Annotated in this window: 12 protein-coding genes; 8 read left to right on the top strand and 4 right to left on the bottom strand. The window is 74.1% G+C overall.

Going from position 1 to position 12,850, the window contains the following annotated elements; all coding sequences use genetic code 11:
- The first annotated feature begins 500 nt into the window (after window positions 1-500).
- The 5 genes from ABZV94_RS36000 to ABZV94_RS35980 all read left to right on the top strand — a co-directional run bounded on the left by ABZV94_RS36000 (window position 501) and on the right by ABZV94_RS35980 (window position 6,216).
- Window positions 501-959 (top strand): universal stress protein, encoded by a 459-nt coding sequence (locus ABZV94_RS36000; protein ID WP_356348194.1) that lies wholly within the window; start codon window positions 501-503, stop codon window positions 957-959.
- A 268-nt stretch (window positions 960-1,227) separates the two neighbouring features.
- Window positions 1,228-2,277 carry an NAD(P)-dependent alcohol dehydrogenase gene (locus tag ABZV94_RS35995; protein WP_356348192.1) on the top strand — a complete coding sequence of 350 codons (1,050 nt, stop codon included), beginning with the start codon at window positions 1,228-1,230 and terminating at the stop codon, window positions 2,275-2,277.
- A 70-nt stretch (window positions 2,278-2,347) separates the two neighbouring features.
- On the top strand, window positions 2,348-4,177 hold the full coding sequence (locus tag ABZV94_RS35990) for a glycoside hydrolase family 15 protein (protein ID WP_356348190.1): 1,830 nt from the start codon (window positions 2,348-2,350) through the stop codon (window positions 4,175-4,177).
- A complete protein-coding gene (locus ABZV94_RS35985; RefSeq protein ID WP_356348187.1) occupies window positions 4,174-5,607 on the top strand; it encodes a glucose-6-phosphate dehydrogenase in 1,434 nt (477 codons plus the stop codon). The genes ABZV94_RS35990 and ABZV94_RS35985 overlap by 4 nt, the downstream gene beginning before the upstream one ends.
- Window positions 5,608-5,691: 84 nt before the next feature.
- Window positions 5,692-6,216, top strand: a complete 525-nt coding sequence (locus tag ABZV94_RS35980; protein WP_356348185.1) for a gluconokinase — start codon at window positions 5,692-5,694, stop codon at window positions 6,214-6,216.
- A 37-nt stretch (window positions 6,217-6,253) separates the two neighbouring features.
- Here ABZV94_RS35980 and ABZV94_RS35975 read toward each other — a convergent pair whose 3' ends face one another.
- Window positions 6,254-7,402: an NAD(P)/FAD-dependent oxidoreductase gene (locus ABZV94_RS35975; RefSeq protein WP_356348183.1), complete on the bottom strand. Its 1,149-nt coding sequence runs from the start codon at window positions 7,400-7,402 to the stop codon at window positions 6,254-6,256.
- Window positions 7,399-8,091 (bottom strand): TetR/AcrR family transcriptional regulator C-terminal domain-containing protein, encoded by a 693-nt coding sequence (locus ABZV94_RS35970; RefSeq protein ID WP_356348181.1) that lies wholly within the window; start codon window positions 8,089-8,091, stop codon window positions 7,399-7,401. Before ABZV94_RS35970 ends, ABZV94_RS35975 begins: the two co-directional genes overlap by 4 nt.
- Before the next feature lie 137 nt (window positions 8,092-8,228).
- Between ABZV94_RS35970 and ABZV94_RS35965 the strand changes: the two genes are divergently transcribed.
- Window positions 8,229-9,242, top strand: a complete 1,014-nt coding sequence (locus ABZV94_RS35965) for a LacI family DNA-binding transcriptional regulator (protein ID WP_356348179.1) — start codon at window positions 8,229-8,231, stop codon at window positions 9,240-9,242.
- Window positions 9,243-9,281: 39 nt separating this feature from the next.
- On the opposite strand, the gene trxA is transcribed toward ABZV94_RS35965, so the two are convergent.
- Window positions 9,282-9,674 carry a thioredoxin gene (gene trxA, locus ABZV94_RS35960; RefSeq protein WP_356348177.1) on the bottom strand — a complete coding sequence of 131 codons (393 nt, stop codon included), beginning with the start codon at window positions 9,672-9,674 and terminating at the stop codon, window positions 9,282-9,284.
- Window positions 9,675-9,814: 140 nt separating this feature from the next.
- On the opposite strand from trxA, the gene ABZV94_RS35955 reads away from it, so the two are divergent.
- Window positions 9,815-11,245 (top strand): NAD(P)/FAD-dependent oxidoreductase, encoded by a 1,431-nt coding sequence (locus ABZV94_RS35955; RefSeq protein ID WP_356348175.1) that lies wholly within the window; start codon window positions 9,815-9,817, stop codon window positions 11,243-11,245.
- 9 nt (window positions 11,246-11,254) lie between these two features.
- On the opposite strand, the gene ABZV94_RS35950 is transcribed toward ABZV94_RS35955, so the two are convergent.
- Window positions 11,255-11,899 carry a peptide deformylase gene (locus ABZV94_RS35950; RefSeq protein WP_356348173.1) on the bottom strand — a complete coding sequence of 215 codons (645 nt, stop codon included), beginning with the start codon at window positions 11,897-11,899 and terminating at the stop codon, window positions 11,255-11,257.
- A 133-nt stretch (window positions 11,900-12,032) separates the two neighbouring features.
- On the opposite strand from ABZV94_RS35950, the gene ABZV94_RS35945 reads away from it, so the two are divergent.
- On the top strand, window positions 12,033-12,850 hold an 818-nt coding region (locus ABZV94_RS35945; protein ID WP_356348171.1), incomplete at its 3' end, for a PepSY domain-containing protein.

Genomic DNA, 12,850 nt, shown 5'->3' with positions numbered 1-12,850 from the left:
AACGTGTTGCTCTTGCTGCGCATCACTTCCCCGTTCGTCGTTCTCCGTTGAACGCTGTTGAACGTCAGAACTCTGTCCCGTGCGGTCCGGTGTACTGCGCCGGCCGGGGTTGAGGGGTCCGGCCGGGCTCTCCCGGGGGGACGGCGCGCAGCCGCTGTGGTGAGGCGGGGCCGAGCCGTCGCAGGAGCCGGTTCGACGCGCACCCGCCGCCACACCGGCTCGGACGATCCCGGGCCGGCGGTGTTCGCCGGCAGTCGCCGCTCCACGCCGGCGAGCTCCGCCGTGGCACCAGGTCGGGCGGTCCGGTCGACGGCGAGCCACCCGTACCGCCGCCAGGGGCCACGGCCTCCACGCCCTCTCCTGACCCTCCCACGCGCCCGCCCTCACTTGGCCCTGTCGGACTGCGGGTCGCCCCGTCCGGCACGAGGCTGAGGTCGCAAGGCAAGTCGAGGCCGGACGGATCGGGTGCGCCGTCCCCGTGGCCGGGTCGAGGAGGAAGCATGGCCGAGCAGCGTCCGGAGACCGGGCCGATCGTGGTCGGGGTGGACGGTTCGGACTCGTCCAAGCAGGCACTGCGCTGGGCCGTGCGCCAGGCGGAGCTGACGGGGAGCGTGGTGGAGGCGGTGACCGCCTGGACGTTCCCGCAGTTCCACGGGGCGCTCGGCTGGCTGCCCCCGTCGAGCAGCGACGAGGCGGCCCTGGAGGAGCGGGCCCGCAGGGAGCTCACGGAGGCGGTGGAGGAGTCCGTGGGACGGCGGCCACCGGTCCAGGTGCGGGCCGAAGCGCGCTACGGCACCGCCGCAGGCGTCCTGCTCGACGCGTCCCGTGACGCGTCGCTCCTCGTGGTCGGCAGTCGCGGTCTCGGCGGTTTCTCCGGACTGCTGCTCGGCTCGGTGGCCCAGCACTGCACCCAGCACGCCTCCTGCCCGGTCGTCGTCTTCCGCGACGGGGGCCGCTGAGCCCGACGGCGACGCCGTGGAGCCGCCTCCGCGGACGGGGCGCGGTGGGCCACCCACGCGGTCCGCCGCCGGTCGGTGAGGCCTCGCGCCCCCGGGCCGCCGGGTTCACCGGAATGCCTCACTGCCCGCGCCTTCGGATGGCGACCCGGCACGATCCACGGAACGGTGGCAGCAAGAGCGCCGCGGCCGGCCATGGCCCACCGGTGGGCCCGGCCCGCACCGGGCCCCGGTCCGATCGCGGCGGGCACTCCGGCGAAGGGACGCAGCGGTGAAGGCATTCGTGATGCACGAGATCGGCCGGGTGGGGTTCATGGAGAAGCCCGTGCCGGACCTGGGGCCGGGTGACGCCCTGATCCGGACGACCCGGGCCCTGATCTGCACGTCCGACTCCCACACCGTCCACGGCGGCATCGGCCCCCGGGAGAACCTGACGCTCGGGCACGAAGCCGTCGGCGTCGTGGACTCCGTGGGCAGCGAGGTGAAGGACTTCCGGCCCGGCGACCGGGTGCTCGTCGGCGCCATCACCCCCGACTGGGGCGACCCGGCCTCCCAGAACGGCCACCCCTCCCAGTCCGGCGGCCCGCTCGGCGGTTTCAAGTTCGCCAACTCCAAGGACGGCGTCTTCGCCGAGCTGTTCCACGTCAACGACGCCGACGCCAATCTCGCCAAGATCCCCGACGGCATCTCCGACGAGGCGGCGGTCTACTGCGCCGACATGCTCTCCACCGGCTTCATGGGCGCCGAGCACGGGAACATCCCGATGGGCGGCACCGTGGCCGTCCTCGCGCAGGGACCCGTCGGCCTGATGGCGACCGCGGGGGCCAGACTGCGCGGCGCCGGTCTCGTCATCGGCGTGGAGGCGGTTCCCAGCCGGCAGAAGCTCGCCCGGACGTACGGCGCGGACGAGATCGTGGACTTCACCCGGGAGGACGTCGTCGAGCGGATCCTCGAGCTGACCGGCGGACACGGAGTCGACACCGCGATCGAGGCGCTCGGCGCCGACGTGACCTTCCAGACCGCGGTCAAGGTCACCAAGCCCGGAGGCACGATCTCCAACACCGGTTACTTCGGCGAGGGCGAGTTCGTCAGCATCCCGCGCGTGGAGTGGGGCGTCGGCATGGCCGACAAGACGATCGCCTCGGGCCTGTGCCCCGGCGGGAGACTGCGCATGGAGCGGCTGCTGCGGGTGGTGGAGAACGGGCGGGTCGACCCGTCGCACCTGACGACCCACGAGTTCTCTTTCGACGACATGGAACGCGCCTTCGAGGTCGCGGACAAGAAGCTCGAAGACGTCGTGAAGGTGATGATCTCGTTCTAGCCGACGCCCTCCCCCCGGGGTGTGCTCCGCCGCAGCCCCGTTGCCATCGGCTCTGCGAAAGCGAGACGGCATGCGCGATCCTGAACCCCCGTTCCGGCAGGTCCGCCGACGCCAGGGGTACCTGCCGCTGGAGGACCTCGGCCTCATCGGGGACGGCGCGACCAGCGCGCTGGTCGGCCTGGACGGTTCCCTGACCTGGATGTGCCTGCCCCGGTTCGACTCCGAGCCCGTGTTCTGCGGCCTGCTCGACCACGCGCGCGGCGGGCACTTCACCGTCGCGCCGGAGGACCTCGTCGAGGCCCGGCAGCACTACGAACCCGACACCGGTGTGCTGATCACCGACCTGCGCGGCCCCGACGGCCTGGTGCGGGTCACCGACGCGCTGGCCCTGCGCTCCGGCGCCGACCTCACCGACGACACACCGTCCGACCGCTGCGAACTGGTGCGGTCCGCGCGGGTGCTGGCCGGGGAGGTCCGGCTGCGGGTGGAGCTGGAGCCCCGGGGCGGCGCGCAGGCGCGCAGCCTGTTCAGCGGGCTGGAGGTGCGCCCCGCCCGGCGGCCGGACCTGCGGCTCCACCTGCGGTCCAACCGTCCGCTGGGCGGGCTGCACAGCACGCACGACCTGCGCGCGGGCGACCGCCTCGACCTGGTGCTGTCCTGGGGCCGCTTCCACCGCCACCACCGGTTCGACACCGACGCGATGCTGCGGGCCACCACCGGGGCATGGCGCGGCTGGATGAGCCACTTCTCCTACGACGGACCCGAGGACCCCTTGGTCAGGAGGGCCGCGATCACGCTGAAGCTGTGCGACGACTGGGCCAACGGGTCACTGGTCGCGGCGCCCACCTCCTCCCTGCCCGCACCGATCGGCGGCATCCGCAACTGGGACTACCGCTACACCTGGATCCGTGACGCGGCCTTCGCCGTGTTCGCCCTGCGCCGCATCGGCTTCCGAGGCGAGGCCGACGCCTTCCTCGGCTGGGTCCTCGACGCCTTCGAGTACAGCGGCCGGCCCCGGATCATGTACGACGTCCGGGGCGGGCCGGTGCCCGACGAGGTCGAGGACGGCGGGTTGGAGGGCTATCAGCGTTCCGCCCCGGTGCGCTGGGGCAACGGCGCGACCGACCAGCGTCAGCACGACGTGTACGGCGAGATCCTCGACTGCGCCCACCAGTGGCTGCGCACCGGAGGCGAGATCCAGCCGGCCCTGTGGGCCAGTTTGTCCGGGCTCGCCGACGCCGCCGAGGAGGCCTGGCGGCAGCCGGACCAGGGGATCTGGGAAGTGCGCAGCGAAGGCCGGGCGTTCACGTACTCGGCCGGGCTGTGCCAGGTGGCGCTGGACCGGGCGGCACGCATCGGCGAAACCCTGGACCTGCCCGGACGCACCAGCCGGTGGCGTGCCGCGGCGGACCGGTTGCGCCGGCTCATCCTGGAGGAGTCCTGGGACGAGAAGGCCCAGACCCTCAGCGCGCATCTGGACGGTGGGGGCGCGCTGGACGCGAGCCTGCTCGCGCTGCCCCTGCGTGAGGTGGTGCCCGCCGACCACCCGCGGATGGTGGCGACCGTCACGGCCGTCGCCGAGCGCCTGTCGGCGGGCGGCGGGCTGCTCTACCGCTACCTGCACGAGGAGTCCCCCGACGGACTGGCCGGCGACGAGGGCGCCTTCGTGCTGTGCAGTTTCTGGCTGGTCGACAACCTGGTCGGCCAGGGCCGCATCGAGGAGGCCGAGGAGCTGTACGCCTCGCTGTGCGCCCGGGCGAGCCCCCTGGGGCTGCTGTCGGAGCAGATCAACCCGTCCACAGGAGAGTTCATGGGCAACTTCCCGCAGGCGTTCAGCCACATCGGGGTCATCGCCAGCGGCGTGAACCTCGCCCGCGCGAAGGCGGGGACGTGGCGATGATCAGGCGACTGGCCGTCTTCGGCGCGACGGGCGACCTCACCGCCCGCTACCTGCTGCCGGCGCTGGCCGCCCTGCAGGCGGCGGGCCACCTCGGTGAGGGCATCGAGGTGACCGGCGCGAGCCGGGAGGACTGGGACACCGACCGGTACCGGGAGTGGGCCGCCGCCCAGCTGGACCGCCACGGCGAGGACAGCCCGGCCGACGCCAGGAAGGCCGTCGTGGCCTCCACCCGTTATCTGCGCGCCGACGTCACCGATCCCGCGGACGTGGCGGCGGTCGTCGCCGGCGACGGGCCGGTCGCCGTCTACCTCGCCCTGCCCCCGGCGCTCTTCCCGCACGTGGTCACCGCCCTGCACCGGGCGGATCTGCCCGAGGGCAGCCGGATCGTGCTGGAGAAGCCGTTCGGCGAGGACCTGGCGAGCGCCCGGGAGCTGAACCACCTGCTCGCCGGCCTGGTGCCGGAGCAGGCGGTGTTCCGGGTCGACCACTTCCTCGCGATGACGACGGTCCAGAACGTGCTCGGCAGCCGCCTGGCCAACCGCGTCCTGGAACCCCTGTGGAACAGCACCCACATCGCGGAGGTGGAGATCGTCTGGGACGAGACCCTCGCCCTGGAGGGCAGGGCCGGCTACTACGACCACGTCGGAGCCCTCAAGGACATGGTGCAGAACCACCTGCTCCAGTTGCTGTGCCTGGTGGCCATGGAACCGCCGATCACGCTCGGCGAGCGGGACCTGCGTGACCGCAAGGTCGACGTCCTGCGCTCCGTACGGCTGCTCACCGAGTACGACGTGGTGCACCGCACCCGACGTGCCCGCTACCTGTCCGGCAGGATCGGCGACCACGACGTCCCCGCCTACGTCGACGAGGACGGCGTCAGCCCCCAGCGCCGGACGGAGACCTACGCCGAGGTCGAACTGGAACTGGACAGCTGGCGCTGGGCCGGCACCACCTTCCGGCTGCGCACAGGGAAGGCCCTCGGAGCGGACCGCAAGGAGGTCGCGGTGCGTTTCCGCCCCGTGCCCCACCTGCCCTTCGGTCCCGGCGACGAAGCCCTGCCCAACGTGCTGCGCTTCCAGCTCGAACCGGAGGGGCTGAGCCTCGACCTGACGGGCATCGGGGCCCACGCGCAGGAACTCACGCCGCTCTCGCTGACCGCGCAGATGGACCCGCCGAGCCTGCCCGCCTACGGCCGGCTCCTGCTGGACGTGCTGACGGGCGATCCCGCCCTGTCCATCCGGGGCGACGAGGCCGAGGAGGCCTGGCGGGTCCTCGAACCCGTCCTGTCCGCCTGGGAGCGGGACCTCGTACCGCTGGAGGAGCACCCGGCCGGCTCGCGGGGGCCGTCGCCGCGCGAGCCGCAGCAGGACGGCCTGCGGCGCAGGGAGGACCTGCTCCACGATCCGGCCCTCCCACCGGAGCCCCACTGACGGCAGCCCCGGGCTCCGGCCGGAGCCCGGGCCGCAGCCCGGCCGCCGACCGCTGCCGTGTCCCCGTGACGAAGGAGCACCGCGATGTCCCCCAGCGTCCCGCGCCGGCTGTCGTGCGTCGTCGTCATGGGCGTCTCCGGCACCGGCAAGACCACGGTGGCCCGACTGCTCGCGCAGCGGCTGGACGTCCCTTTCGCGGAGGCGGACACGTTCCATCCCCCGGCCAACATCGCCAAGATGTCGGCCGGTGTCCCCCTGGACGACGCCGACCGGCGGCCCTGGCTGGAGTCCGTCGGGCGCTGGCTGAGCGAACGCGACGCGGCGGGCACCGGCTGCGTGGCCGCCTGCTCCGCGCTGAAGCGCCGCTACCGGGACACCCTGCGCGCGGCCTGCCCGAGCGTGTTCTTCCTCCACCTGACGGCCGCGCGCGAGGTGCTGGCGGAGCGGATCGGCCGGCGCACCGGCCATTTCATGCCGACGCTGCTGCTCGACTCGCAGCTCACCACGCTGGAACCGCTCGGGCCGGACGAGCGGGGCGCCGTGGTGGACACGACGCCGTCTCCGGAGGAGATCGCCGACGCGGCCCTGGAACTCCTGCCCCGGCAGTGATCCTTCGCCGGGCACGGGGTGATCACCGGCAGGCCGGTCAGCCGTCCCGGCCCGTGAACATGTCCACCAGCCCCTGCGGCGCGTCCGCGCGGAAGAGCAGGGACTGGCCGCGGGCGGAGTCCGTCGCGCAGGCCTCGGCGCGGGGGAACATCCGGGCCTCGTAGGCGGCCAGCGCGGCCTCCGTGTCCCCGGGGTGCGCGGCCAGGGCGAGGCCCAGTTCGGCACCGTCGACCAGCGCCAGGTTGGCGCCCTCGCCCGCGAACGGCGACATCAGGTGGGCCGCGTCGCCGAGCAGGGTCACCCCGGGCACCCGTGCCCAGCGGTGCCCGGCCGGCAGGGCGTGGATGCGGCGCGGTACCAGCGTGCCGTCCGCGTCCGCGACCAGTGCCCGCAGGCTCTCGTCCCAGCCGTCGAACTCCTTGAGCACGGCCGCCTTCGCCGCCTCGGTGTCGGCGAAGTCGATCCCGTCCAGCCAGTCCTCCGGCGCCACGACGGCGGCGTACACGTGCAGGCTGCCGTCGGGCTCCCGGTGGGCGAGGAAGCCGCGGCCGGGACCGAGGGCGAAGAGCATGCCGCCGCCGACCACCTCGGCGCTCACCGGGTGCCGCACGTCCGCCTCCCACAGGTCGGCCTCCACGAACGACACCCCGGTGTACGCGGGTCGGGCCGCGGAGACCAGCGGGCGCACCCGCGACCAGGCGCCGTCCGCGCCGACCAGCAGGTCGGTGGTGAACTCGGTGCCGTCCGCGAGCGTCACCCGGTGCCGGGCACCCTCCAGCGGACGGGCGCCGGTGACCTTGGCGCCCCAGCGGACCGTGCCGGCGGGCAGGGAGCCGAGCAGCAGGTCGCGCAGGTCGCCCCGGTCCATCTCGGGCCGGCCGCCGGTGCCGTCGTCGGGTTCCGCCAGCCGGACCGTGCCGTCCTGGCCGAGGACCCGCACGGCCTGGCCGCCGGGGTGCACCCGGGCCAGGAACTCCCCGTGCAGGCCGGCGGCCCGCAGCGCCTCCTGGCCGGTGTCGTCGTGGATGTCGAGCATGCCGCCCTGGACCCGGGCGTCCGCCGACGCGTCGAGGTCGAACAGCGCGGCCTCGATGCCGTGCACGTGCAGCACGCGGGCGAGCGTGAGCCCGCCGAGCCCTGCGCCGACGACGGCGACGGGGTGGTGGGGGAGGGGAGCGGTGCTCATGGGGCCTCCTGGCCTTCGGTCGGTACCTCGGTCGGCACGGCGGTCCGCTCGATGCCGTTGATCAGCGTCTGGAAGGCCCACGACAGGCGGGCGCCGGGCGTGCCGGACAGCAGCGCGTCGGCGCCGGCGGCGATGTGCGGATGGGTGGCGGCGGGTGCCTCGCGCAGGGCCCGGGCCGCCGCCTGCCAGTCGGCCTGGGGCTCCTCGCCGGCGTGCTCGGCGGCGGTCGCCGTGGCGTGCTGGAGCAGCAGGTCGACGCCCCAGGCCGCCTGGGCGAGGGGCACCCCGCCCGCCTGGAGGAGTTCCAGCAGGGTCTCGACCAGGCGCAGGTAGTGCGGGCCGCTCGGCCGGGCGGTCAGCGCCGAACGAGCCAGCGTCGGGTGCTCCAGGAGCATCGCGGTGTAGTCGGTGAGGACCCGCTCCAGCCGCTGCCGCCAGCTGCCCCCGGCCGGTGCCGGGCCGACCGTGCCGAGCAGTTCGTCCAGGACGGCCGCGTGCAGTTCGTCGGTGTTGCGGACGTACACGTAGAGGGAGGCCGGTCCGGTGTCGAGTTCCTGGGCGAGCCGGCGCATCGTCACCTTGCGGAGCCCTTCCGCCCGCAGGAGGGCGACGGCGGCGGCGATGATGCCCTCCCGGGTCAGGGCGGGCTTGGCGGGGCGCTCCCGACGGGAGCGGGGGGCGTCGTTCATGCCCTCACCGTAACGAACATGTTCGTTGCGAACAAGTTCGGCACGAACATGTTCGTCGAACGGTGTGCGGACGCCCTCTTTGTCGAACGATGAACCACCTTGCCCCGCCCGCTCCCGGCCCCCGCCCCTCTGCCAAGATGCGGTCTGTCATGGTGCAGATACCGAACACGCCCACGAGTGCCGATGTGGCCCGCCTGGCCGGCGTCTCGCGCGCGACCGTCTCCTACGTCCTCAACAACACCAGCGCCGTACGGATCAGCGAGGGGACCCGCCGGCGCGTGCGCGACGCCGCCCGCGAACTGGGCTACGTCCCCCACGCCGCCGCCCGCAGCCTGCGCGCCGGACACAGCCGCATGGTCCTCATGCCCGCCCCGGCGATCCCGGTGGGCCCCCTGTACAGCCGGTTCCTGAACGAACTCCAGTGGGCGCTGGGCCGTCTCGACTACACCGTCGTCCAGTACGGCAGCGTCGGACTGGACCCCGACGAGGCCGCTCGCGCCTGGGCGGAGCTGCGGCCGGTGGCCGTCCTGGTGCCCGGAGCCGGTCTCGGCCCGCAGGGCGTCGCCGTCCTCCAGCGGTCCGGCACCCGGGCCGTGGTCACGCTCGGCCCCGTCCGCGTCGAGGGAGCGCACGCCCTGCTGATGGATTACGACGCCGTCGGCCGCTGCGCGGGCGCCCACCTCCACGCCCAGGGCAGGCGCCGGATCGGTGTCGTCCTGCCCGGGGAGCCGGGGCTGGAGGCCTACTCACGGCCGCGGCTCGCCGGCGTGCGCGAGGCGCTGCGGGGCACCGGCGCCACCGTGACGGAACTGCCGCTCGCCTACACCGAGGAGGCCGCCGCCGAACTGGCCGCCCGCTGGCCCGAGTACGGCCTGGACGCGGTGTTCGCCTACAACGACGAGTACGCGATGCTGCTCATGCGCGCCCTTCAGGACGAGGGCCTGCGCATCCCCGGGGACGTCGCCGTGATCGGTGCCGACGACCTGATGCTGGGCCGGCTGCTGCGCCCCCGGCTCAGCACGGTCCACATCGACCTGCCCTCCGGGCAGGACCTCGCCGAACTGGTCGACCGTGCCGTGCGCCACCCCGGCGGCGAGCCCGAGGTGCACAGCGTGCTGGGGGCCTCGGTGATCCGGCGGGAGTCCAGCTGACCCGCCCCCGCACGCGGTGTCACCGCGGCCCCGCACGTGTTACTGCTGCTCCTGCCCCGGCTGCTCCTGGCCCTGCTGGGCGGCGATGTCCTTGCGGACCTCGTCCATGTCGAGCTTGCGGGCCTGCCCGATGAGGTCGGCGAGCATCGGCGCCGGCAGGGCGCCCGGCTGGGCGTAGACGGCGACCTGGTCGCGCACGATCATCAGCGTCGGGATCGACTGGATGCCGAAGGCCGCGGCCAGCTCCGGCTGCGCCTCGGTGTCCACCTTGCCGAACACCAGGTCGGGGTTCTCCTCGGCGGCCTGCTCGTACACGGGCGCGAACGACCGGCAGGGCCCGCACCAGGACGCCCAGAAGTCGATGAGAACGAACTCGTTCTCGCTGACCATCTGGTCGAAGTTCTCCTTGGTCAGCTCCACAGTGCTGCTCATGGCGTGATTCCCTCTTCCTGGTGTGGGGTGTGCCGACGGCGCAAACACGGCCGCCGGGCCGGCTATTCCACCCGTGCACGCCCGTGTTCCGCGCGCGTACCCGTGTGGCCACGGCGCACACCACCCACCAGACTGACTCCATGACGGAAACGGAATCCATCGCATACGACGTCGTGGTGATCGGGGGCGGCCCCGTCGGCGAGAACGTCGCCGACCGCACCCGCGCGGCCGGCCTCACCACGGCGCTCGTGGAGAGCGAACTGCTCGGCGGCGAGTGCTCGTACTGGGCGTGCATGCCCAGCAAGGCCCTGCTCAGGCCGGTCATCGCGCAGGCCGACGCCCGCCGCCTGCCCGGCCTCGCCCAGGCCGTCCAGGGCCCGCTCGACGCCCCGGCCGTCCTCGCCCGCCGGAACTACTTCACCGCCGACTGGAAGGACGACGGCCAGGTCGGCTGGCTGGAGGGCACCGGCGCCGTCCTGTACCGCGGCCAGGGCCGGCTGGCCGGGCCCCGCACGGTCACGGTCACCGGCCCCGACGGCACGGTCACCACCCTCACCGCCCGGCACGCCGTCGCCGTCTCCACCGGCACCCGGGCCCAGCTGCCCGACCTGCCCGGACTCGCCGAGGTCAAGCCCTGGACCAGCCGAGAGGCGACCAGCGCCCAGGAGGTCCCGGGCCGGCTGATCGTCGTCGGCGGCGGTGTCGTCGCCACCGAGATGGCCACCGCCTGGCAGGCCCTCGGTTCCCGGGTCACCATGCTGGTGCGCGGCAAGGGCCTGCTGAACCGCATGGAGCCGTTCGCCGGGGAACTGGTCGCCGAGGCCCTCACCGAGGCGGGCGTCGACCTGCGCACCGGCACCTCCGTGGAGTCCGTCGGCCGCGAGAACGGCACGGTCGTGGCCGTCACCTCCGCCGGTGACCGGATCGAGGGCGACGAGATCCTCTTCGCCACCGGCCGCGTCCCGCACACCGGCGACATCGGCCTGGAGACCGTCGGCCTGGAACCCGGCTCCTGGCTGGACGTCGACGACAGCCTCCGCGTGACCGGCACCGACTGGCTGTACGCGGTCGGCGACGTCAACCACCGCGCGCTCCTCACCCACCAGGGCAAGTACCAGGCCCGCATCGCGGGTGCCGCCATCGCCGCCCGCGCCACCGGGAGCACGGTCGCGGAGGAGCCCTGGGGCGCCCACGCCGCCACCGCCGACCACCACGCCGTACCCCAGGTCGTCTTCACCGACCCGGAGGCCGCCGCGGTCGGGCTCTCCCTCGCCGAGGCGGAACAGGCGGGCCACCGCGTCCGGGCCGTCGACGTCGAGTTCTCCTCCGTCGCGGGCGCCGGTCTGTACGGCGACGGCTACAAGGGCCGCGCCCGGATGGTGGTGGACCTGGAGGAGGAGATCCTGCGCGGGGTCACCTTCGTCGGACCCGGCGTCGGCGAACTCATCCACTCGGCCACCGTCGCGGTCGCGGGACACGTGCCGGTCAGCCGGCTGTGGCACGTCGTCCCGTCGTACCCGACGCTGAGCGAGGTGTGGCTGCGGCTGCTGGAGGCCTACCGGGACAACTGAGCGGCTTCGTCAGGGCAGTTCGAAGCCCAGGGCCCCGGCCGCCGCCTCCGGTGTCGGCTGGGCCCACAGGGCCGCCACCGCCTCGTTGGTGGACAGCGAGCGCAGCTCCGCGCGGTCCAGGTACAGCGTGCCGTCGAGGTGGTCCGTCTCGTGCTGGACGATCCGGGCCGGCCAGCCGGTGAACACCTCGTCCAGCGCGCGGCCCCGCTCGTCCGTGCCGCGCAGCCGCACCTCGGCGTGCCGGGCCACCACCGCCTGCCAGCCCGGCACGCTGAGGCAGCCCTCGAAGAAGGCGGCCCTGGCGGTGCCGACCGGCTCGTACGAGGGATTGACCAGGACCCGGAACGGCTGCGGCACCCGGCCCCGGGCGACCGCCACCTCCTCCGGCACCGGCGCCGGATCCTCGATGACCGCGATCCGCAGCGGCACACCGACCTGCGGGGCGGCGAGACCCACACCGGGGGCCGCGTGCATGGTGACGCGCAGGGCCTCGACGAACCGGGCCAGCAGCGCGGGGCCGAGCTGGCCGTCGTAGGGCTCGGTGCCGCGCCGCAGCACCGGCTGTCCGGCCGCGACGATGGGCAAGGGGCCGCCGGCGGCGAGGAGTTCCTCGACCCGCTCGGCGAGCGGTGCGTGATCAGGGGGAGGTGCCATCGCGTCAGGATGCCACGCCCGCCCGCCGCCCCCTGTGGCACAGCTCACCAACACCCCGGGGAACTCAGCCCTTTCGCGGTCCGACTACTGGACCGCCCTCGCTTTTCGCACCGAGCCCCGGAGAAGCCCGCCGATGACCACCGCTCCCTCGACCACCCCGGCCGAGGCCTCCCGCCCCGCCGCCCGCGGCCGCTGGGCACCCCTGCGCCCCCTCGTGCTGCGCCTGCACTTCCACGCCGGCGTGCTCGTCGCGCCCTTCCTGCTGATCGCCGCCGTCACCGGCCTGCTGTACGCGGGGTCCTTCCAGGCCGAGGAACTGGTGTACGACCACGAGCTGACCGTTCCGGCGGGCGAGCGCGAGCTGCCCGTGTCCGCCCAGGTCGCCGCCGCCCGCAGGGCCCACCCCGAGGGCACGGTCGCGGCCGTCCGCCCCGCGCCCGAGGCCGGTGCCACGACCCGGGTGCTGCTCTCCGGGGTGGAGGGCGTCGACCCGGGGCACACCCTCGCCGTGTTCGTGGACCCGTACACCGGCACGGTCCGCGGCGCCCTCGAACAGTACGGCGCGACGGGCGCGCTGCCCCTGCGCACCTGGATCGACGAGCTGCACCGCGACCTGCACCTGGGCGAGACCGGCCGGCTCTACAGCGAACTGGCCGCCAGCTGGCTCTGGGTGATCGCGGGCGGCGGCCTGGTGCTGTGGTTCTCCCGGCGGCGCGCCCTGCGCAAGGTGCGCGGCACCAGCGGCCGGCGCCGCACCCTCGGCCTGCACGGCACCGTCGGCGTCTGGACCGCAGCCGGGTTCCTGTTCCTGTCCGCGACCGGCCTGACCTGGTCGGCGTACGCCGGCGCGAACATCGACGAGCTGCGCACCTCGCTCGGCCAGGCCACCCCGTCCGTCTCGGCCACCGCGGCCGGCGGCGACCACGCGGGCCACGGCTCGGCCGCGTCCGC

The organism is Streptomyces sp. NPDC004658 (assembly GCF_040609555.1).
Classification (GTDB): domain Bacteria; phylum Actinomycetota; class Actinomycetes; order Streptomycetales; family Streptomycetaceae; genus Streptomyces.
This window is presented reverse-complemented; position numbering and strand designations above follow the sequence as displayed.

Coding starts and splice junctions, on each gene's coding strand:
- ABZV94_RS35985 (WP_356348187.1), top strand. CDS start 4,174: ATGATCAGGCGACTGGCCGTCTTCGGCGCGACGGGCGACCTCACCGCC.
- ABZV94_RS35980 (WP_356348185.1), top strand. CDS start 5,692: ATGTCCCCCAGCGTCCCGCGCCGGCTGTCGTGCGTCGTCGTCATGGGC.
- trxA (WP_356348177.1), bottom strand. CDS start 9,674: ATGAGCAGCACTGTGGAGCTGACCAAGGAGAACTTCGACCAGATGGTC.
- ABZV94_RS35950 (WP_356348173.1), bottom strand. CDS start 11,899: ATGGCACCTCCCCCTGATCACGCACCGCTCGCCGAGCGGGTCGAGGAA.
- ABZV94_RS35965 (WP_356348179.1), top strand. CDS start 8,229: ATGCGGTCTGTCATGGTGCAGATACCGAACACGCCCACGAGTGCCGAT.
- ABZV94_RS36000 (WP_356348194.1), top strand. CDS start 501: ATGGCCGAGCAGCGTCCGGAGACCGGGCCGATCGTGGTCGGGGTGGAC.
- ABZV94_RS35975 (WP_356348183.1), bottom strand. CDS start 7,402: ATGAGCACCGCTCCCCTCCCCCACCACCCCGTCGCCGTCGTCGGCGCA.
- ABZV94_RS35955 (WP_356348175.1), top strand. CDS start 9,815: ATGACGGAAACGGAATCCATCGCATACGACGTCGTGGTGATCGGGGGC.
- ABZV94_RS35970 (WP_356348181.1), bottom strand. CDS start 8,091: ATGAACGACGCCCCCCGCTCCCGTCGGGAGCGCCCCGCCAAGCCCGCC.
- ABZV94_RS35990 (WP_356348190.1), top strand. CDS start 2,348: ATGCGCGATCCTGAACCCCCGTTCCGGCAGGTCCGCCGACGCCAGGGG.